This is a genomic window from Streptomyces solincola (genome assembly GCF_002982015.1).
GTDB lineage: Bacteria > Actinomycetota > Actinomycetes > Streptomycetales > Streptomycetaceae > Streptomyces > Streptomyces solincola.
This window is the reverse complement of sequence record NZ_PVLV01000085.1, coordinates 12,681-31,059: the sequence shown is the minus strand read 5'-3', so window position 1 is coordinate 31,059 and position 18,379 is coordinate 12,681. Positions and strand designations below refer to the sequence as shown.

The following is an 18,379-nucleotide window of genomic DNA, read 5'->3' as shown; positions in this document are numbered from 1 at the left end:
ATCATCGTGTCTGGAAACGTACGGCCGCTCAATGTGATCATTGGCGTCAACGGCATCGGCATGGGTCACTCGGTCAGACAGAGCGTGATCGCCCAGTACCTCCGCGACCGCGGGCACGAGGTGCGCATCGTCACCAACGGCGGCGCCCGCGTGGAGTACTTCCGGGACCTCGGCTTCCCCGCTTGGGACGCGTGGATGCCGACGCTCCTCGCCCGCGCGGACCGCATATCCGCGAGTGACGCCGTACGCGCGAACATCTGGCAGGCCCCCGCCGGCCTTGCCAAGCACATGCGCCTGCGCCGAATCGTTCGCGAGACCGGCGTCCCCGACGTGTTCATCACCGACTACGAGCCCAACACTCCACGCCTCGCGTATCACTTCGGCAGACCGCTGATCTCCGTCGACCAGCAGAGCAAGTACCGACACCTCGACCTTCCGACCGTCGGCCGATACGCCAGGACCGCTGACGAACAACGCCTCCGCTACTTCGCGCCGCGCGTCGACCGGTCGTTCATCTGCTCCTACGTCCCCCTGAAGGCGGACGACCGACGGCTGGAGTTCATCGCCCCGGTCATCCCCGACTCGGTACGTTCCACGCCGGTCACCACCGAACCCCTCGCCACGGCATACTTCTCGCGCTACTTCGACCACGGACCGGAAGAGTCCGTCCGAACGCTGACCGCCGTCTTCCGCCAGTACGTCCCAGACCGCGCCCTACGGATCTACGTGCAGCCGACGGAGATCGGCAAATTGCGCCAGTACGCCGACGGCAAGATCGAAATCCGTACCTTCGACCGCGAGGCGTTCATCAGGGACATGGCGCGGTCCGAGGCTGTCTTCTCCAACGCCGGCTTCAATCTCATCAGCGAAGCCTTCGTCCTCGGCAAACCGGTCCATCTGATCCCGCTGCCCACGTACGACCAACACTGGTGCGCCAAGGTCGTCCACGTGGCGGAACTTGGCACATCGGTGCCCCGCATCGACGGCGGAGCGGTGCTCGACTTCCTCAACCGAAATCGAGAGCTCCGCGCCAACGTCGTACGCCACCGGGACGAGCACCTCGCGGTCGACCCCCGGGAGCGGATCGCCGCCTACCTGGAGAGCCTGCCCACAGCCGGTTCTCCGATCTTCGCCCCGACCACACGGTAGGCGCGCCATGGGAACGCCACCGCTCGCCGCGTACCTGCACACCACCGTGACCGTCACCGCTGTGGTGGCCTGCTACCGCTTCATGATCTCGCCGACTGTACGGGCCATCGCGGGCCGTCCTACCCCGTTGATCCTCGTCACGAGCATCGCACCCGCCGTACTGCTCATCCTCCTGCCATCGCCCGATCCCGGACCGATCCGGTGGTTCGCCCTGTTCGTGATCACGGTGCTCACCTGGCAGGGCGTGACGAGCGACTACGACGTAACGGAGCCGATCGGACCGCAGCGCCTGGACAAGCAGCTGCTTTTGGTGCTGGGTGCCGTTTCGTGCTTCTGGCCTCCGGCTCTCATGGCTTGGATGGGGGTGTACTGCGGCAAGCTCCGAGGCTGGAAGCACCACGCGATGATGCCGTTGCGGCTGCTCAAGGCATACCTCGCCTGGTTCGTCGTGGCGACCCTCTGCGAGACTTCGGGCTCGTCGCCGGCCCTCCTGCTCGTGCTCGGCTGCGTCTCGCTCTCTCATTACGTGAAGCCGGCTTGGAGCAAGGCCCGACTCGGGCCGCGACCCTGGTCATGGGCTTGGCACAACCGCACCCACTACCTGATCGCTTCGGCATACTCCTGGGGCTGGGCACGCTTCCTGCGTCCCGAGACCGTGTCCCGCGTACTGCGCCGTGCACGCGGCTTTGACCGCCCCATCAATATTCTCGCGATGGCGATCGAGGCGGTGGGGCTGATCGCCTTCCTCGACCGCCGCCTTCTGGTCGCGGTGCTCGCGGGAACGGCCCTCTTCAATCTCGCCGTCGCTCTCGCCTCCGGCATCCTCTTCTGGGAGAACATCGGCACCAACATCGCTCTCGCGATCACCGTCGGCCTTCTGCCCGCTGCGGAGTACGACGCGGCGGCCTTCGGCTGGCCAGCCGCACTGCTGGCACTCACGGTGCTCTTGCTCAGCGCCGCCGACCTGCTGTGGCAACCCTGGCACCTGGGGTGGTGGGACTCCCCTTTCACAGCCCGTGTCCACTGGCAGGTGGAGACCGCCTCCGGCGAACAGCAGGGCCTCTACAACGGCTTCATGTGCCCGTACGAGCGGGAGTTCGGCCGCGTCCTGGGCTACTTCCTGACGAGCGAACCGGTCCTCCACGACCACCTCGGCATCGTCTGGGACCGGCGGCTCCGCGACCTCATCGTCCACGCGGACGGGGATCCGGACCGGCTGCGGAACCTTAAGGAGACCTACGGCCGCGTGCAGAAGGACGAGCAGCTGGCGAACGAGCACGTCGACTTCCTGACCACGATGTTCAGCCGCCTCAACAGCGGCGTGCCGAAAGGGCCGTTGCCCAGGACACTGCGCTGGCTCAAAGCGCCCGGCGGCCAGCTCTACCGGTGGGGCGACCTTCCTCCCTACCGCGGCCACGAAGCCGTCCGCCGCATCACCATCCGGTACGAGGAGCGCTGCTACCGCCCCGCGACCGGCGACTTCGTCCTGCTCGCCCACGACGTCCTACACGAGATCGACCTCGAACCCCCGAAACCCGACCACGGGAGCCCCTCATGCGCAAAATCTTCATCGACTGCGGCACCAACCTCGGAATCGTGCTGAACCGCTTCATGCACGAGCTTCCGGATCACGAGTTCTACGCCTTCGAGCCGAACGCGGAGCTGATCCCTTCCATCCGCCGGCACGTCGAACAGGCCCAGGACTCGGCCCGTATCGAGATCTCCCCGAGCGCGGTGTGGACCCATGACGGCACGATCGACCTCTTCCTCGGCCACCACGAAAGCTCCACCGTGATGCCGGGCAAGCGCGTGCCGCCGATGTACGACCAGCAGATCGACTACAGCTCGCCGGTCCCGGTGCCCGCCATCGACTTCAGCGCCTGGCTCCGGCGGACGGTCAGTCCCGGCGATCACGTCGTCGTGAAGATGGACATCGAAGGTGCCGAGTACCCCGTGCTCACCAAGCTGCTGGACGACGGGACGATCAACCTGATCTCGGTCCTCTACATCGAGTGGCACCACGACCGCTTCCCCGCCATGAGCCGTGCCGAACACGACCAGGTCGCTGCCGCGGTCTCCGCTTGTGTCGACGTCCGCGACTGGGACTGATTCGAGAAAGGGGACGCCACGCCATGCGCACCAAGCACATCTACCTGATCAAGCACGGCGAGACCGAGGAGAACCTGCGGGGCATTCACCAAGGCCAGGCCGTCGGCGGCAGGCTCAGCGAGCGCGGCAGGAATGACATCCGCGCGGTCGGCGCCGGCCTCGCCGGAACCGGGATCACCGTGGACCAGATGCTCGTGAGCCCGATGTCCCGCTGCCGCGAATCGGCGGCGCTGCTGACCGCAGTGCTCAGGCCGACCAACGTACTCGTGGACGAACGCCTCGCTGCCAAGAACAGCGGCCACCTCGGTGGCCAGCCCAGGGAGCTCGCCGCCTCTGAGGCAGCACACCATGGCGTGCCCATCCACCAGTTCCGCACGCCAGGCGGCGAGTCATCGGAGGACGTGCAGGCCCGCTATGTGGACCTGTGGAACCAGGTCCACACCGGGCCACATCGGACGACCGTCCTCATCGGGCACGGTGGGGGCATCGCATGCCTGCTGCTGTGGCTGACGGGGAACGGCTTCGAGCGCTACCTCCAGCACGTCCCTGGGTCAGCCGGTCTCACGTGGGTCGAGGCAGACGGCACGGCGCCCCACATCCGGCTGATGAACGTGCCTCCCGCGAGCCTGCCCAGCCATCTCGACCCCCGTACCGCCCGATGAGAGCACGGACAGTACGGGCTCGGGGGACACGGTCAGGCGTCCGGGGCACCGCCGAAGCGCTCACGGTAGGACTCCAGGTCCTCCTCCGTGATCTTCGCGAAGAGCACTGGCGGCACGGTGAACGCGGTGCCGGCCGTGACAGCGTCCAGGGCCTTGGCCTGCTCGGCGGTCACCCAGGTCGCGGTGTCGTTCTCCGGGGCGAAGGCCCCGCGCATGGCGGCGGCCGTGGCCGGGATGAACGGCTCCGAGACGACCGCGTACAGGTGGATCAGGTTCATCGCGGTACGCAGGGTCAGCGCGGCACCGTCGGCATCGGTCTTGATCTCCAGCCAGGGAGCCTTCTCCTCCAAGTAGGAGTTGCCCGCGGACCACAGAGCGCGCAGAGCTGCGGCCGCCTTGCGGAACTGGAGCGCCTCCATGTGCTCCTCGTACTCGGCCAGCAGATGCGCGATCTGCTCGCCGAGCTTCGCCTCCGCCTCGCCGGCGGCGCGGCCGGCCGGGACCTCGTCGCCGAACCGCTTCCGGGAGAAGGACAGCACGCGGTTGACGAAGTTGCCGAGGGTGTCGGCCAGGTCCTTGTTGACCGTGGCGGTGAAGTGCTCCCAGGTAAACGACGAGTCGTCCGACTCGGGGGCGTTGGCGATCAGGAAGTAACGCCAGTAGTCGGCGGGGAGGATCTCCAGGGCCGCGTCGGTGAAGACGCCGCGCTTCTGAGAGGTGGAGAACTTGCCACCGTAGTACGTCAGCCAGTTGAAGCCCTTGACGAAGTCGACCATCTTCCACGGCTCACGGACGCCCAGCTCAGTGGCTGGGAACATCACGGTGTGGAAGGGGACGTTGTCCTTCGCCATGAACTCGGTGTACCGGACGTCGTCGGCCTCGTACCACCACGACTTCCAGTCGCGGGTCTCGCCGTCCCGGGCGGCGTCCGCCCATTCCTTCGTCGCGCCGATGTACGCGATCGGAGCGTCGAACCAGACGTAGAACACCTTGCCCTCAGCCGCGAGCTCCGGCCACGTGTCGGCCGGGACCGGCACACCCCAGTCAAGGTCCCGCGTGATCGCACGATCGTGCAGACCCTCGGTCAGCCACTTGCGGGCGATCGACGTGGACAGGTGCGGCCACTGCTCACTGACCGCGTCGATCCACGCCTCGACTTCGGCCTGAAGCTTGGACTGCAGCAGGAACAGGTGCTTGGTCTCGCGGACCTCCAGCTCCGTGGAGCCACTGATCGCCGAGCGCGGGTGGAGAAGGTCGGTCGGATCGAGCACACGAGTGCAGTGTTCGCACTGGTCACCGCGGGCCTTGTCGTAGCCGCAGTGCGGGCAGGTGCCCTCGACGTACCGGTCCGGCAGGAAGCGGCCGTCGACCGGCGAGTACACCTGCCGGATTGCCCGCTCCTCGATGAAACCGTTCTCGTTCAGCTTGCGCGCGAAATGCTGAGTGATCTCGCGGGTCTGCTGCGAGGAGCTCCGGCCGAAGTAGTCGAAGGCCAGCTCAAAGCCGTCGTACACGGCCTTCTGGGCGTCGTGGGCCTGCGCGCAGAACTCGGCGACGGAGAGCCCGGCCTCCTTGGCGGCCAGCTCGGCCGGCGTGCCGTGCTCGTCGGTGGCGCAGATGTAGAGGACGTCGTGACCGCGCTGGCGGAGGTACCGGGAGTACACATCCGCAGGAAGCATCGACCCGACCATGTTGCCCAGGTGCTTGATCCCGTTGATGTAGGGAAGCGCGCTGGTGACCAGGTGTCGAGCCATCCTCGGATGCTCCATTTCGTACGTACGGCGCCGGTGACAGTGCCACGGCGGGCCCAAGTCGGGAGGCTGCAGCCGATGCGATCACTCCGATCGCACGCTGTTGTCGCGCACGGTGACGGAACGGGTCTACAAGCCACCGCCATCGTATCGAACCGGTGCTTTCCCCATCCCACAGGTTTTCTGACCGGCCTGGGCGAAGCGCGAAAAGCACTCGGCCGTCCAAGACAGGCGGCCAAGCGAGTCTCGTACGGCCGAGGCGCTTCCCATCTTAGAGCCACCGCCACGCCACGGGCCGCGCCCGCCGTACACATCCGCACGCTTACACAACGAGGTGGACAGCATGATCGAAAAGCGTGAGACCCAGCGGCTCCGCGTCGCCGTCGTGGGACAGGGGTATGTCGGGCTCCCGCTCGCGGTGAGAGCCGCCGAGGCCGGGCACCAGGTCGTTGGCTTCGACGTGGACGCGGGGCGGGTCAAGCGACTCATGCTCGGAGAGTCCTACATCGAGGACGTCACCGACTCGCGTCTGGCACCCCTCCTCGCTGCCGGCGCTTACCGGCCCACCCTCGACCCCTCCGACTGCGCGGGATTCGACGTAGCGGTCGTCACGGTGCCCACGCCGCTCCGCGACGGAGCTCCGGACCTGTCCCATGTCGAAGACTCGGCGCTGCTGCTGGGCCACCACCTCACTCGCGGGGCGACCGTCGTCCTGGAGTCCACGACGTACCCGGGCACCACGGAGGAAGTATTCGGCCCCCTCCTCGAAAGCACTTCCGGCCTGACGGCGGGCTCCGACTTCCACCTTGGCTACAGCCCTGAGCGCATCGACCCTGGCAACCCGAAATGGAGACTGGAGAACACCCCGAAGATCGTCTCCGGGATCGATGCGGCGTCCCAGGAAGCAATCCGTCACTTCTACGCATCCCTCGTCGACAAGGTCGTCCCGGTGGCCAGTTGCAAGGAAGCCGAGCTGACGAAGCTGCTCGAGAACACCTTCCGGCACGTGAACATCGCGCTCGCCAACGAGCTGGCGATCTTCGCGCACGAGCTGGGCATCGACGTCTGGGCCGCCATCGACGCGGCCTCCACCAAGCCGTTCGGCTTCATGCGCTTCACCCCGGGGCCGGGAGTGGGAGGCCACTGCCTGCCCATAGACCCCTCCTATTTGTCCTGGCGCGTCCAGCGGACCGTGGGCCGCAATTTCCGCTTCGTCGAGCTCGCGAACGACGTCAACAACCACATGCCCGACTACGTCGTCCGGCGCCTGGTCGACGGACTCAACAAGCGCAAGAAGTCCGTGAACGGCTCCCGGGTACTGCTGCTCGGCCTCGCTTACAAGGCCAACACCGGGGACGCCCGCGAGACGCCCGCGGCGCGGATCGCGGAGCTGCTCATCGGCATGGGCGCGGAGGTCCAGGCGGCCGACCCCCACGTCAGCGACGACGCTCACCCGCGCGCCGACGGCCTGGCGAACCTCAGGCGAGTCGACGTCACGCCGGCCGGACTCGCGGCGGCCGACGCCGTCGTCCTCCTCGCCGACCACGACGCCTTCGACTACCCCCTGATCACCGCGCACGCCCCGTACATCCTCGACTGCCGCCGTCAGCTCGTCGGCGCACACGTCGACTCTCTCTGAAGGGAAGCCACGTGAAGATCGCGATCACCGGCGGCGCCGGGTTCATCGGAAGCAACCTTGCCCGTACCTTGACCGACCACCCCAAGATCGCCCAGGTCCGGGTGGTGGACAACCTCTCGACCGGCCGCGAGGCCAACATCGCCGGCCTCGACGTCGACTTCTTCAAGGGCGACATCCAGAACGCCGACCTGCTGGACCAGGTGTTCCGCGGCGCGGACGCCATCGTCCACCTCGCCGCGCTGCCCTCCGTACCGCGCTCGGTCCGAGACCCCCTGGCCAGCCACGAGGCCAACGCGACCGGAACCCTCCAAGTCTTGGAAGCCGCACGCCGCGCGGGCGGCCTGCACGTGATCGCCGCGTCCTCGTCCTCCGTGTACGGCGCGAACCCTCGCCTGCCGAAGCACGAGGACCTCACCACAGCTCCGATGAGCCCGTACGCGGTGACCAAACTCGCCACGGAGGCGTACCTGGGCGCCTACCACCACAGTTTCGACCTGCCCGTGCTGCCCTTCCGCTTCTTCAACGTCTACGGCCCAGGCCAGCGCGCGGACCACGCCTACGCCGCGGTTATCCCGAAGTGGATCAGCGCCACGCTCGCCGGCGAGCCCGTGACCGTCTACGGCGACGGCACCCAGACCCGCGACTTCACGTACGTGGGCACCGTGTGCCGCATCCTCACCGACGCCCTCCTCCGCCGGATCGTCGAGCCCCGCCCCGTGAACCTGGCCTTCGGGACTCGCACACCGCTCCTGGACCTCATCCCGGAGATCGAGTCGGCGACTGGTCACCGCGTCCGGCGGGAGCACGTGTCTGCTCGCACCGGCGACGTCCCTCACTCTCAGGCCGATAGCAGTCGTCTGCGGGCGCTTTTCCCAACGGTGGCACCTGTAGGGCTTGAGGAAGGGATCTCCGCGACAGCGCGCTGGCTCAGCGCCTCGGGCTTACCCGGCCGCAGCGGCTCCCTGGACCAGATCGCGCACGACGAGGCCGACCAGGTAGTCGCCTCTGCTCTTGGGCTGCCTCTGTAGGACAGTCCCAAACCCGAGGCGGCACTGCGGCATTGACCGAAACATATGTCGGCGCCGCTCCGAGCGGTGCGCCTTTCACGCTAACGCGAACCGACGTGGCCTGGATGCTCGCCGAGCGCGCGCAGGCCGGCGCCCGCGTACGTCTGTGCTTCGGCAGGATGGGATCGACGACACGCGCGGGCGAAGATCCGCGCCTCCCTGACCTACTACCGCCCCCTTCTGGGCAAGCCGGCGTGCGAGGTACGACTGCACGGCACCACACCCTGTACACCTCGCTCTTCCTCTACGACGGGACCCTTCTGGTCAACCCTCACGTCTGGGGGACGCCCAGCCAGCGCCGCTCGCTGCTCCCACCTCAGACAGGGCACCGAAGGCGGCTGGTTCGACAACCACGCTCAGAGCTTCGACGCCGTCTGGACCGGCGCACGGCCGTGGGCACCCGAACCAGGAGGGGATCGCCGCACATGAGCCGGACTGACTACAACGACGCGAATGCCCCCAAGGCCCACACGCTCATCCCCGCCAGCAAGCTGCTTGGTCGTCGACGACAGGCGGCGCGCCCCTGCTCCAGCGCCGCCGTGACACCGGCCAGTGGGCGCTGCCCGGCGGCGCCCAGGACATCGGCGAAACCGCCACCGAGTGCGTGGTACGCGAATGCCTGGTGGAGACGGGGATCGTCGCCGAGATCACCGGCTTCCTCGGCGTCTACACCAACCCCCGCCACATCGTGGCGGCCACGGCGAGATCCGCCAGCAGTACGAGAACACCTACATCGGCCACCCCCTCAGCGCGAGCCGACGATTAACGACGAGGCCGACGGCGTCCGCTTCGTTCAGCTGGCCGACCTCGACCAGTACGACATCCACGCCAGCATGCGCCAGCAGATCGGCGACTACCTCGCTGGCCCTACCCCTACCTCGGCTGAGCCGCCAGCGCGCACCCCACACGCCCCACGGCGGCGAAGATCTCTGGCGTCGCCCGGCGGATGAACCGCCCGACCACGCTGTCGTGCCCGTAGCGGCCAAGGATCTTCGCGACACGCTCCTTAGCGGTGGTCTGGCCGCCATCGGGCGTGGTCGTCATGTCGCAGTAAACGAGCGCGTCCACCAGCAGTGGCTCCTCCAGCAAGGGGAACTCGCTCGCGAGTTCCTCCCGCAGCCCCCGCTCCTCGGCCTCCAGGAGCGCGAACGAGTGGTTCGCGACCAGCCGCACCAGCCGCTCTCGGCCCTGTGCTCGTCGCGAAGGCATCGGGCCCCGTCTAGCGGATGAAACCCGGTAGCGGCCAGGCGCGGCGCGTACCCGACATCGTGCAGCGTGGCGGCGGCGACGAGTAGTCCGGCGTTTGTGCCGAGGACCTGCCCGATCTCGGTCGCACGTTCTGCCACTCCCTGTGTATGCGCCCACCGACGTGGGAGCGCGGTACTGAGTTCGGTTGCCGCCAGTCTCGTTGCCCACTCTTCGATCAGATCACTCACGCCGCGCTCCCTGCCCGGGGTGTGCCCGCACATGGAGGCGGCGTGAGGCTGTAGGACCGCGGCCGCCGTTCCGCGTCTGCTGCAGTTCAGGGAACCATGGATCAGTTCAAGGCGTCGCCCGTACCGTTGGAAGCATCAGCGCTGTCGCTGGTGTACCAGGAGGGAGGAAGAGGCACAGGGGTGCGCTGGAACGAACAACCCAATGACGCCTTTAACGCGCGGTGACCGGCAACCCGATCGTCGCGTGTGATGAGGCGCTGCTCCCAGCGCGCTGACTATCGTCCACCCCTACCTCTGAAGGCCATGAACGCATTCGACCGTTGGTACAAGGGGCTCAGCAGCTTCAACCGGGACCTCGTCCTGCAGCACTTCTGCGCAGAGGCTCCAGTTCCGCTGGGCGAACTTGCTTCTCAGCATGCCCTTCTTCGGGAGACTGCGCGGCAGTGCCGAAACTTCCTCATGGACGAGTTCAACCGCAGTGTCGAGGGGGATTTGATACTGCGTGCCTGGATAGAGCATGCGGAGCTTGACCTGCGGAAACCTTGCCTCGTCAGTACGTTTCTGGACCGCCACGCCTGGCTTGGCGAGAACATTGGGGACACGCTAACCGTCCTCCGCCTGTTCACCGGCATGCGCTGGCTGGACGCGACCACCTCAGCGTCCCCGACCGGACAGTGGATCTTCATGGATGATCTGAAAGAGTGTGGCGCCGCCACGGTGAGAGCCCTTGATCTTGATGTCGACGAGGTGATGAGCCTGTCGACAGCCTCCGCTCTTCTCGACGCACGCCAGGTGCCTGTCCCCAGCGATCTCGACACCCTGCGTCAGTGGCTGATCCACTGCGGTCTTGACTGTAAGGGCAACCAGATCTCGTTGACTCGCTCCAAGCCCCAGCCGACTGAGACCGCTGTCGTCTTTCGCGGGCTGTCAGAGCTGGTCGAGCAGCTGTCTGCCCTCCTGTTGGTAAATAAAGACGGCGAGAGCATTATTACTCTTGGTGACCTTCTTGGTGAGGCGGAGACGGCGGACGGGGAGCTTGGAGTGGTCTCGCGCATGCTCCGCGACGCCACCTTCACGGCGGGTGAGGGCTGGGTTGTGCCGGATCGCTCCACCGATTCCGAGCGGCGTCGGGCAGTGCGAGGCGAAGGAACCTCGGCGGAGCAAAATGCTACGGAGGGTAATAGCCCTTCGAGTGCGGCCGAGGAAGTCAAAAACAGGGAAGCAGAGAGTGACGGATCCATTCCACTTGCAGGCACGCTGGCGGATGCCGGCGAAGCGGGTCTGGAGGCGTCGCCCGGAGACCTCATCGCGCAGCTCCTCGAAGGCTGCGCTGAGGGCATGAGCACCTCGCTCATCGAGGGTGCACTGGACGGAGTCGTGCCACAGGGAGAAGTGACAGAGGCGCTCTTCACGGATGCGCGCTTCGCGATCACGGCCAGGGGAGCCTGGTGCCTCCAGAACGGTTCCGACTCGACTGCACCCTCCGCTGCGGCGATCCCGGCCCAGGGACTTTTCTCCCGAGAAGAAGCGTCCGCCTCGACCACCGAGGCTGCCAGCGGCGTCGGCTCGCGCGGCGGGCTTCAGCGTGAGCGCGAGCGCCTCGACAAGGTGGAGGCCGCCTTGCGCGAGGCGGACACCCCGCTGACTGTCGAGGAGCTGAAGGAGCGCACGGGCGTCGCCATCGGGATTCAGTATCTCCGGCAGCAGATCGAAGGGGATGCCCGCTTCAGCCGGAGCCAGCGGAACCAGTGGGCGCTGACCGAGTGGCACCTCCCGGTGTACAAGCCGATCAAGGAACTGATCTCTGACATGGTCGATGCGCACGGCGGCCAGGTTGAGGCAGACAAGGTCGTGGCGCTTCTCCGCCGAGACTTCGACATCAAGGAGTCCAGCCTGCGGGCCGCCATGTCCATTGCGCCCTTCACCGCACGCGGAGGGATGGTCCGCCGTATAGCTGAAGACCTGGACACTGGCTCCGAGGAAGCAGCTGTCCCCGCAGCCCGCACCGCTCAGACCGATCCGTCGGCTGAGCAGCAGCCCCACCCCGTCGACGAGGCCCCCGACGTGGACGACCTCATGAACCACCTGGGATTGATCTGATGTCGGCTTCCCCCTTCCTCCGCGACTGTGGCGCGGAGTCCGACTACCGCAGCGACCGCAACAACCTTGTCGAGGATTTCTACCTGCCTGCCCTCGCCGCCTCCACCGCCTACGACCGGGCCGTGGGCTACTTCGCCGCCTCCGTGATCGCCACGCTCGGGCAGGGAATCGACGAGTTCACCTCGCGCGGCGGCACCATGCGGATCATTGCCTCCCCCTACCTTGACCCAGCCGACATCAAGGACATTGAGGACGGCTACGAGCTGCGCAAAGTCCTCCAGCGGGCTGCCCTCCGCGACCTGGAACAGGCGGTCGAGGACGCGCGGGCAGCCCGCGGCCTCGGCAAGCTCGGACGACTGGTCGCCGAGCACCGAGTCGATTTCAAGCTGGCCTATGTCGAAGAGCGTGGTCGCGTCGGCATGTACCACGAGAAGATCGGTGTCTTCCGGGACGGCCGAGACGTCATCGCCTTCAAGGGCAGCGCCAACGAGACCCGCTCCGGTCTCGTTGGCAACTTCGAGGCGATCGAGGTCTATCGGAGCTGGGACCCGAGCGATGAACGCCGGGCCGCGCGCATAAGCAAGGACTTCGATGACCTCTGGGAGAACCGCACGCAGATGCTGCGCGTCATCCCGTTCACCGATGCCGCCAAGGTGATCGTCGAGCGCAGCGCCCGGGCCACCGCCGACCAGTACGAGCTGGACGACCTCCCGACCGGCGGAACCCCCATCCGCACCACGCCGCTGCCTCCTCCTGGCACGCTTGCGATCCCGCCTAGCCTGAAGGTTCGCGACTACCAGAAGGAAGCTGTCCAGAACTGGTTCCGCAACCAGTGCCGAGGCATCCTCCGCATGGCCACAGGCACAGGCAAGACCCTGACCGCACTTTCCGCTGCCTCCCAACTCGGCACGCTCCTTCGGAAGAACGATGCATCCGTCTCACTCCTCACCGTCGTCGTGGCCCCGTACCAGCATCTGGTCGACCAATGGGCCAAGGACATCGAGTGGTTCGGCGTGACACCGCTGCGGGCCTACGAGGCGACCAGCAGATGGTCCCCGCGCGCTCACAGCCTGCTCCAGAACATCGCCCTCGGCGGTACCCGAGGCGGCGTCATTGTCACCACCAACGCCACCTTCGGCGGCGATGCCTTCAAGAACCTGCTCAGCTCCTACCAGGGGCACCTCCTCCTCATCGCGGACGAGGCCCACAACCTCGGCGCCGCGCACCTGCGTACCCGCCTCCCGGAGAAGGCCCAGTACCGCCTCGGCCTCTCCGCCACCCCGGAGCGCTGGTTCGATGAGGAGGGCACCGACGCCCTCACCGACTACTTCGACCGAGTCGTCTTCGAGATGGGCATCGGCGAAGCCATCCGCCGTAGCGCCCTGTGCCGCTACACCTACACGCCCATCCTCGTGGAGCTGGACGACGAAGAAGCCGAACTGTACGCAGAGACCAGTGCGAAGATCGCCCGCCTGATCGCGGGCGGCACAGACCTGAAGGAGACCGCCGACCGGGACAGCCCGCTCGGCCGACTTCTGAAGAAGCGCGCCGACATCATCGGCCACGCCCGCGGCAAGCTAGAGATCCTCCACGCGGAGATCGAGAGGCGCCGGGACACCAGCCACCAGCTGATCTACTGCGCCGAGGGCAAGCATCCCCTTCTCTACGAACACGGCATCGACGGCCCACGTCAGATTGACCAGGTCATGGAGATGGTCGGCAACGAGCTGCACATGCCCGCTGCCCGCTACACCTCGGAGACCAAGCGCTCGGCCCGCCTGGACATTCTGCGCCGCTTCGAGAACAACGACCTCCAGGTCATCTCCTCCATGCGCTGCCTGGACGAAGGCGTGGACATTCCGGCCTCCCGGACTGCCTACCTCCTGTCCAGTTCCTCCAACCCCCGCCAGTTCATCCAGCGCCGCGGCCGCGTCCTGCGTAAGGCGCCCGGCAAGAAGCGCGCGGACATCATCGACTTCGTCGTCGTGCCGCCTGCGGGCGGGGACGCGATTCAGTACGAGACCGAACGCAGCCTGCTCCGTCGCGAACTGGCTCGCGTCGAAGAGTTCGCCTACCTCGCTGACAACGAGGGGGACACGCTCAATGTCCTCCGCCCCGTGCGCGAGCGCTACGGCCTCTTCGACACCTGAGCCCTCACTGCAAGTACCCCCATTCCTTCCGTACCCGCTACCTCGAACCAGGAGTAATCCGTGAGCGACGAAACAGCCGGCCAGCCTCCCGCACGAACGGTGCGCGACGTCCTGAACGAGCTGCCGCGGGAAGCCAAGATCCTCGTCCAGAAGGTCATCGACCTGGAGACCGAGAACATCCACATCAGGGAGACAACCAAGGTCGTCCCGAAGATCGTCGACGCCGTGAGGGAGCTGACCAAGTGAAGCTGCTCAAGCTGACGCTGAAGAACTTTCGCGCCTTCTACGGTGAGCAGGTTCTCGACCTGTCTGTGGAGGAGGGCAAGCCCGCCGTCCTCATCTTCGGTAACAACGGTGCCGGCAAAACCACCCTGCTCAACGCGTTCGCCTGGGCCCTGTACGGCACCTTCTCGGAAGACGTGGAACAGCAGCATCGCGTCATTCACGACAAGGCATGGGCCGACACGGCGTTCGGGGAGGACATCACGGCCTCCGTTCGGCTGGACTTCGAGCACGACGGGACCCGGTTCTCCGTGGTCCGGCACGTCACTGTTATCAAGGAGAAGGCGGAGCAGGAGCCAGTCGAGCCTGAGCTGACGGTCACGGAGATCGGGACGGATGGCGAAGCCCAGAGCATCCTCAACGGCCAGGATCGGATCGAGAAGATCCTGCCCAAGGGCCTGCGTCAGTTCTTCTTCTTCAACGGTGAGCGCATGGAGAAGATGTTCTCCGGCGACGTGAAGCGGGAAGGCGAAGGCAAGAACCAGGAGGTCCAGAAGGCCATCAAGACCCTTCTCGACTTGGAGGCCATCGAGCGTGCTCTGGAGGACCTGCCGAAGGTCTCCCGAAAGCTCGCCAGCGAGATCGACTCCAAGGAGGACAGCAGGCTGAAGCAGCTGTCCGACCATATGGACCACCTCGCCACCCGCGAGAAGGAAGAGGTTGCAGAGATGCTGCGCCTCTCCGGCGAAATCAGCGCCTTCCAGAAGGAAGTCCAGGCCATTGACCGCGCCCTGCTCCAGAACAGGGAGGCGGAGCCGCTCCAGAAGAAGCGTGACTCGCTGACCCGCCGGATCAAGGCCGCGCACGACCGGCACATGGAGTACAAGAGCCGTAAGCGCGAGCTGCTGTCGCGGCACGGCTTCCTGGCTCTGACCAGCGGGATCGACACTAAGGTGATTGAGCTCGCAGACGAGATGCGAGAGCGCCGCCAGTTGCCCGCAGGCATCCAGCGCAGCTTCATCGAGGACATCCTCGAAGCCCAGCTGTGCTTGTGCGGCCGTGAGGTCCGCGAGGGGACCCAAGAGTACGAGGAGCTGGACAAGCGCAAGTACAACGCCGGCCTCGAGGACGTCCAGGAGAGCTGGATGCGGGTCAGCGGCAAGATGAAGAACCTGGAGGAGAGGCGCCAGGAAATCCTGGAGCAGCTCACCCTCAACGCTTCCGACATTCAGAAGGCGGACGCAGAGATCAGCGAGCTGGAAGAGGAACGCTCCGATGTCGATCGGCAGCTGGAGGGGGTGAATATCCAGGACGTCCAGCGCCTCATCGAGCGCCGGAAGAACTACGCTTCCAAGGAGACCGACGCCCGTGTCGCGCACAAGGAGGCTGAGAACAAGGTCACCTCGATCAAGCAGGAGGCAGAGGCCACAGGACGTCAGTACCGGAATGCTGAGGTCAAGAGCGAGAAGGCCCGCAAGGTGCAAAAGCAGGTCGAGCTCGTCGAGAAGGTGCGTGCCGCGCTGAAGGAGATCCTCGAGATCAAGACCGAGGAGGTCCGCGACCAGCTCGACAAGAAGGTCAAGGAGGTCTTCTCCCGGATCTTTATCAAGAGCTACGTACCCGAGCTGAACGACGACTTCGAGCTGGAACTGCACACCGCGAGCGGAGTGGCCATCCGCTCCACCGGTGAGAACCAGATCCTCGGCCTCAGCTTCGTCGGCGCGGTCTCCGAGGTTGCCAGGAACATCAGTGCTCGAAAGAAGAATAGGGGGGAGGCGACTATCGAGACCGGCAGCGGCGGTGTCTACCCGGTCGTCATGGACGCCCCCTTCGGCAGCCTCGACCTGACTTATCAGGAAGAGATCTCCAAGGCCCTGCCGGCGCTGACATCCCAGATCATCACCCTGCTCTCGCAGTCGCAGGCGCGGGGCAAGGTTCTGGAGAACCTCCAGCAGGCCGCCAATCAGATGTACGTACTGCGCTCTTACACGCCAAACCAGTCGGCGGGTGAAGAGACGATCGTAATCAACAACCGTGAGGTTCCGTACGTGTCACACGGCGACTTCGAGCACACTGTTCTGGAGAAGGTGACCTTCTGATGGCCTACACGGACCGATTCCGCCGGCCCCGGGCGCATGAGGACTTGCTCGGTAAGCTGACCGACAGAAAGACCGGGACGTTCGCGACCATGGTCGAGGCGATGATGTTCGCCGCACTGCTCGGCCGCCGCCGAGGCGAGCGCAAGCCGTTCGACGAGGCCGATGAGCCGATCCGCCTTGCGCTCATGGAGAGCCGAGACTACGGGGAGGTACTCCTTGACATGCTCGGAGCCGTCGAGTATCCCTCCGACCCGGAGATCCTTAGCGCGGACCGCCAGCCTGAGCGGGTTCTCATCTTCGAGGAGTACGCGAACGCCGGCCTGTCCCACCTGCAGACTCTAATAAACCGTCAGTCCGACCAGGACCTCGACACAATCATCTCGAACCTCGTCCTCGAAGGGCTTAGGACGCCGCTGGAGGAAGAGAAGGACGACGTTGGCGACATCCTCGCCAGCGCTGATCTGGACTGGTAAAGCCGCTACCTCAGGGCAGGGTCGACAGCCGGAAGCTGTACAGCTATCAACCCTGCCCACCTCTGTGGAGCGCGATTTTTGGTTTCGTGTTCGTAGGGCGGGATGTCGCCGATGGCAGTGTGAAGCAGCTGGTTGTTGAACCAGTCGGCCCACTTTGCGGTGGCCGCGGCCTCGATGCCCAGGTCTGCGGCGACCGCCTTCATAACGGCCCACCCGGTGGGTGCCTGTGAATAATCTCCGCGACCATGCGTACTACCGCGCACTCGCGAAGCTCGGCAGGGTAAGAGGACGGGCGGGCCATGACTTGATCCGCTCATGGAATTGAGCCTCCAATTAGCACCGAAGCGCTTCATGCCCTGAATCCACTGATGCCGAGTGGGGCAACGTGCTCGGAATTTGTGCGACTCCTGATAAGACGCTGAAGGTGATCCCAGATGGTCAGCCGGCGTCACCTGCGCCTCACGCACGACTTGGCAGCGTGTCTTAACTATTGCAGTACAGCTGCCTGCTACCGGAAGGCCGTGATCAGTGCAGCCAGGGAAGTTATCAGGGTGGCAACTGCCGAGATTGTGGCCGGAGTTATACGCCCCTTCGAGGGGCCCTCGTTACTCTGACCATCAGACGTGCTCTGGCCTTCATCCCCCAGGCACGTCGAGGTGCAGCAGTGATCGTCGCCAAGCGGATTGTGCACGTTGCTCCTCTCTTCGGGCTCATGCGGTTGCCACGTAGCAGGTGACAGCGGAGCCCAACTACCCCTCCCCTTCGGCTGTAGCGAGCCAAAGGGAAGAGGAACGACCATGACGGGGTAACTCTGACACCATCCGAGTCACCTACCGCTTTGGAACGGGACGTTCTCACAAACAGCTATACGTAGCTGTGTGTCACAGCCTTTGATTTATAAATTCAAGCTCCCTGATCCGATCCGCCGCTGCGATACGCACAACCATGTTCGTGCAGCAGTACACCAACACAGTGCACTTCGCGAGCGGTGCGACTTGGCGCCTAGGGGCGCAGTAGAGGAAATCCGGAAGGGGGGATTCCCTCTACTGCGCCCCTAAAACCCGCTGGTCCGGAGGGTGGCGCTCGCAGAAAGTGAAGCGACGTCTCACATGGGTTACTTCATTGAGTGCCGGGCGATGGCGTGAAGGCTGCCCAAGTCTCAGAACTCTTCGTTCCGTTTCCATTCAGAATGACGTCTGGATCCGCTGCTTTGCAAAGTTAAAACCCTCACGCTAAGTCGATGAGAGCTCTTTCGTTACAGAGAGTGTCGGCCGAAAATCATCGCGGTTGTTGGAGTCATATTGATTTTTGCGGCGGGAGGGTCAGGAATCTGATAGTGAGCAACCGGCGAGCGTTGAATGCCACTTAGAGTTCTAGTGATTGCGCGCCTGGAGTTCGTGCGGGTGGCGGGGGAGGAAGTTCACCGTGCGCGCTGAGCGGCCACGGGTGCGGGTGGGCCGATCCGGGCATGGGCGGTACTGGCGTGGGTGGAAACAAGCGACCGTGTCAAGGGGGCCATGAC

The 18,379-nt window shown here is 65.4% G+C and carries 13 protein-coding genes and 1 pseudogene; 12 read left to right on the top strand and 2 right to left on the bottom strand.

What is annotated here, in order from left to right; all coding sequences use genetic code 11:
• The first annotated feature begins 6 nt into the window (after nt 1-6).
• The 4 genes from C6N75_RS06340 to C6N75_RS06325 are packed head-to-tail and all read left to right on the top strand — an operon-like array spanning nt 7 to nt 3,920.
• Complete coding sequence (locus C6N75_RS06340) at nt 7-1,149, top strand: glycosyltransferase family protein (RefSeq protein ID WP_258177256.1); 1,143 nt, start codon at nt 7-9, stop codon at nt 1,147-1,149.
• Nucleotides 1,150-1,156: 7 nt separating this feature from the next.
• Nucleotides 1,157-2,752, top strand: a complete 1,596-nt coding sequence (locus C6N75_RS06335; protein ID WP_105867853.1) for a hypothetical protein — start codon at nt 1,157-1,159, stop codon at nt 2,750-2,752.
• A complete protein-coding gene (locus tag C6N75_RS06330; RefSeq protein WP_105867852.1) occupies nt 2,704-3,258 on the top strand; it encodes an FkbM family methyltransferase in 555 nt (184 codons plus the stop codon). The genes C6N75_RS06335 and C6N75_RS06330 overlap by 49 nt, the downstream gene beginning before the upstream one ends.
• A gap of 23 nt (nt 3,259-3,281) precedes the next feature.
• On the top strand, nt 3,282-3,920 hold the full coding sequence (locus C6N75_RS06325) for a histidine phosphatase family protein (RefSeq protein ID WP_105867851.1): 639 nt from the start codon (nt 3,282-3,284) through the stop codon (nt 3,918-3,920).
• Between the two features lie 32 nt (nt 3,921-3,952).
• Here the strand turns inward: C6N75_RS06325 and metG are convergent, their stop codons facing one another.
• Nucleotides 3,953-5,674 carry a methionine--tRNA ligase gene (gene metG / locus C6N75_RS06320; RefSeq protein WP_105867850.1) on the bottom strand — a complete coding sequence of 574 codons (1,722 nt, stop codon included), beginning with the start codon at nt 5,672-5,674 and terminating at the stop codon, nt 3,953-3,955.
• A gap of 340 nt (nt 5,675-6,014) precedes the next feature.
• Here metG and C6N75_RS06315 point away from each other — a divergent pair, with 340 nt between their 5' ends.
• From C6N75_RS06315 to C6N75_RS32190, 3 genes are all read left to right on the top strand, one after another.
• Entirely contained in the window at nt 6,015-7,310 is a 1,296-nt protein-coding gene (locus C6N75_RS06315; protein ID WP_105867849.1) for a nucleotide sugar dehydrogenase, read from the top strand.
• An 11-nt stretch (nt 7,311-7,321) separates the two neighbouring features.
• On the top strand, nt 7,322-8,338 hold the full coding sequence (locus C6N75_RS06310; RefSeq protein ID WP_105867848.1) for an NAD-dependent epimerase/dehydratase family protein: 1,017 nt from the start codon (nt 7,322-7,324) through the stop codon (nt 8,336-8,338).
• A 562-nt stretch (nt 8,339-8,900) separates the two neighbouring features.
• Complete coding sequence (locus C6N75_RS32190) at nt 8,901-9,143, top strand: NUDIX domain-containing protein (RefSeq protein WP_407703199.1); 243 nt, start codon at nt 8,901-8,903, stop codon at nt 9,141-9,143.
• Nucleotides 9,144-9,250: 107 nt separating this feature from the next.
• Here the strand turns inward: C6N75_RS32190 and C6N75_RS06300 are convergent.
• Nucleotides 9,251-9,846: pseudogene (locus C6N75_RS06300) on the bottom strand (HD domain-containing protein).
• 270 nt (nt 9,847-10,116) lie between these two features.
• Here C6N75_RS06300 and C6N75_RS06295 point away from each other — a divergent pair.
• The 5 genes from C6N75_RS06295 to C6N75_RS06280 are packed head-to-tail and all read left to right on the top strand — an operon-like array spanning nt 10,117 to nt 16,857.
• The gene (locus tag C6N75_RS06295; protein ID WP_105867847.1) at nt 10,117-11,913 is read left to right on the top strand and encodes a hypothetical protein; all 1,797 of its coding nucleotides are present in this window, start codon (nt 10,117-10,119) and stop codon (nt 11,911-11,913) included.
• Nucleotides 11,913-14,063 carry a DEAD/DEAH box helicase family protein gene (locus C6N75_RS06290; protein WP_105867846.1) on the top strand — a complete coding sequence of 717 codons (2,151 nt, stop codon included), beginning with the start codon at nt 11,913-11,915 and terminating at the stop codon, nt 14,061-14,063. Before C6N75_RS06295 ends, C6N75_RS06290 begins: the two co-directional genes overlap by 1 nt.
• A 60-nt stretch (nt 14,064-14,123) precedes the next feature.
• Nucleotides 14,124-14,309 (top strand): hypothetical protein, encoded by a 186-nt coding sequence (locus C6N75_RS30090; protein ID WP_086562769.1) that lies wholly within the window; start codon nt 14,124-14,126, stop codon nt 14,307-14,309.
• Nucleotides 14,306-16,384, top strand: a complete 2,079-nt coding sequence (locus tag C6N75_RS06285) for an AAA family ATPase (RefSeq protein WP_105867845.1) — start codon at nt 14,306-14,308, stop codon at nt 16,382-16,384. Before C6N75_RS30090 ends, C6N75_RS06285 begins: the two co-directional genes overlap by 4 nt.
• A complete protein-coding gene (locus tag C6N75_RS06280; protein WP_105867844.1) occupies nt 16,384-16,857 on the top strand; it encodes a DNA phosphorothioation-associated protein 4 in 474 nt (157 codons plus the stop codon). Before C6N75_RS06285 ends, C6N75_RS06280 begins: the two co-directional genes overlap by 1 nt.
• Nucleotides 16,858-18,379: the final 1,522 nt, after the last annotated feature.

Coding starts and splice junctions, on each gene's coding strand:
- C6N75_RS06335 (WP_105867853.1), top strand. CDS start 1,157: ATGGGAACGCCACCGCTCGCCGCGTACCTGCACACCACCGTGACCGTC.
- C6N75_RS06330 (WP_105867852.1), top strand. CDS start 2,704: ATGCGCAAAATCTTCATCGACTGCGGCACCAACCTCGGAATCGTGCTG.
- C6N75_RS06295 (WP_105867847.1), top strand. CDS start 10,117: ATGAACGCATTCGACCGTTGGTACAAGGGGCTCAGCAGCTTCAACCGG.
- metG (WP_105867850.1), bottom strand. CDS start 5,674: ATGGCTCGACACCTGGTCACCAGCGCGCTTCCCTACATCAACGGGATC.
- C6N75_RS06290 (WP_105867846.1), top strand. CDS start 11,913: ATGTCGGCTTCCCCCTTCCTCCGCGACTGTGGCGCGGAGTCCGACTAC.
- C6N75_RS06280 (WP_105867844.1), top strand. CDS start 16,384: ATGGCCTACACGGACCGATTCCGCCGGCCCCGGGCGCATGAGGACTTG.
- C6N75_RS06325 (WP_105867851.1), top strand. CDS start 3,282: ATGCGCACCAAGCACATCTACCTGATCAAGCACGGCGAGACCGAGGAG.
- C6N75_RS06315 (WP_105867849.1), top strand. CDS start 6,015: ATGATCGAAAAGCGTGAGACCCAGCGGCTCCGCGTCGCCGTCGTGGGA.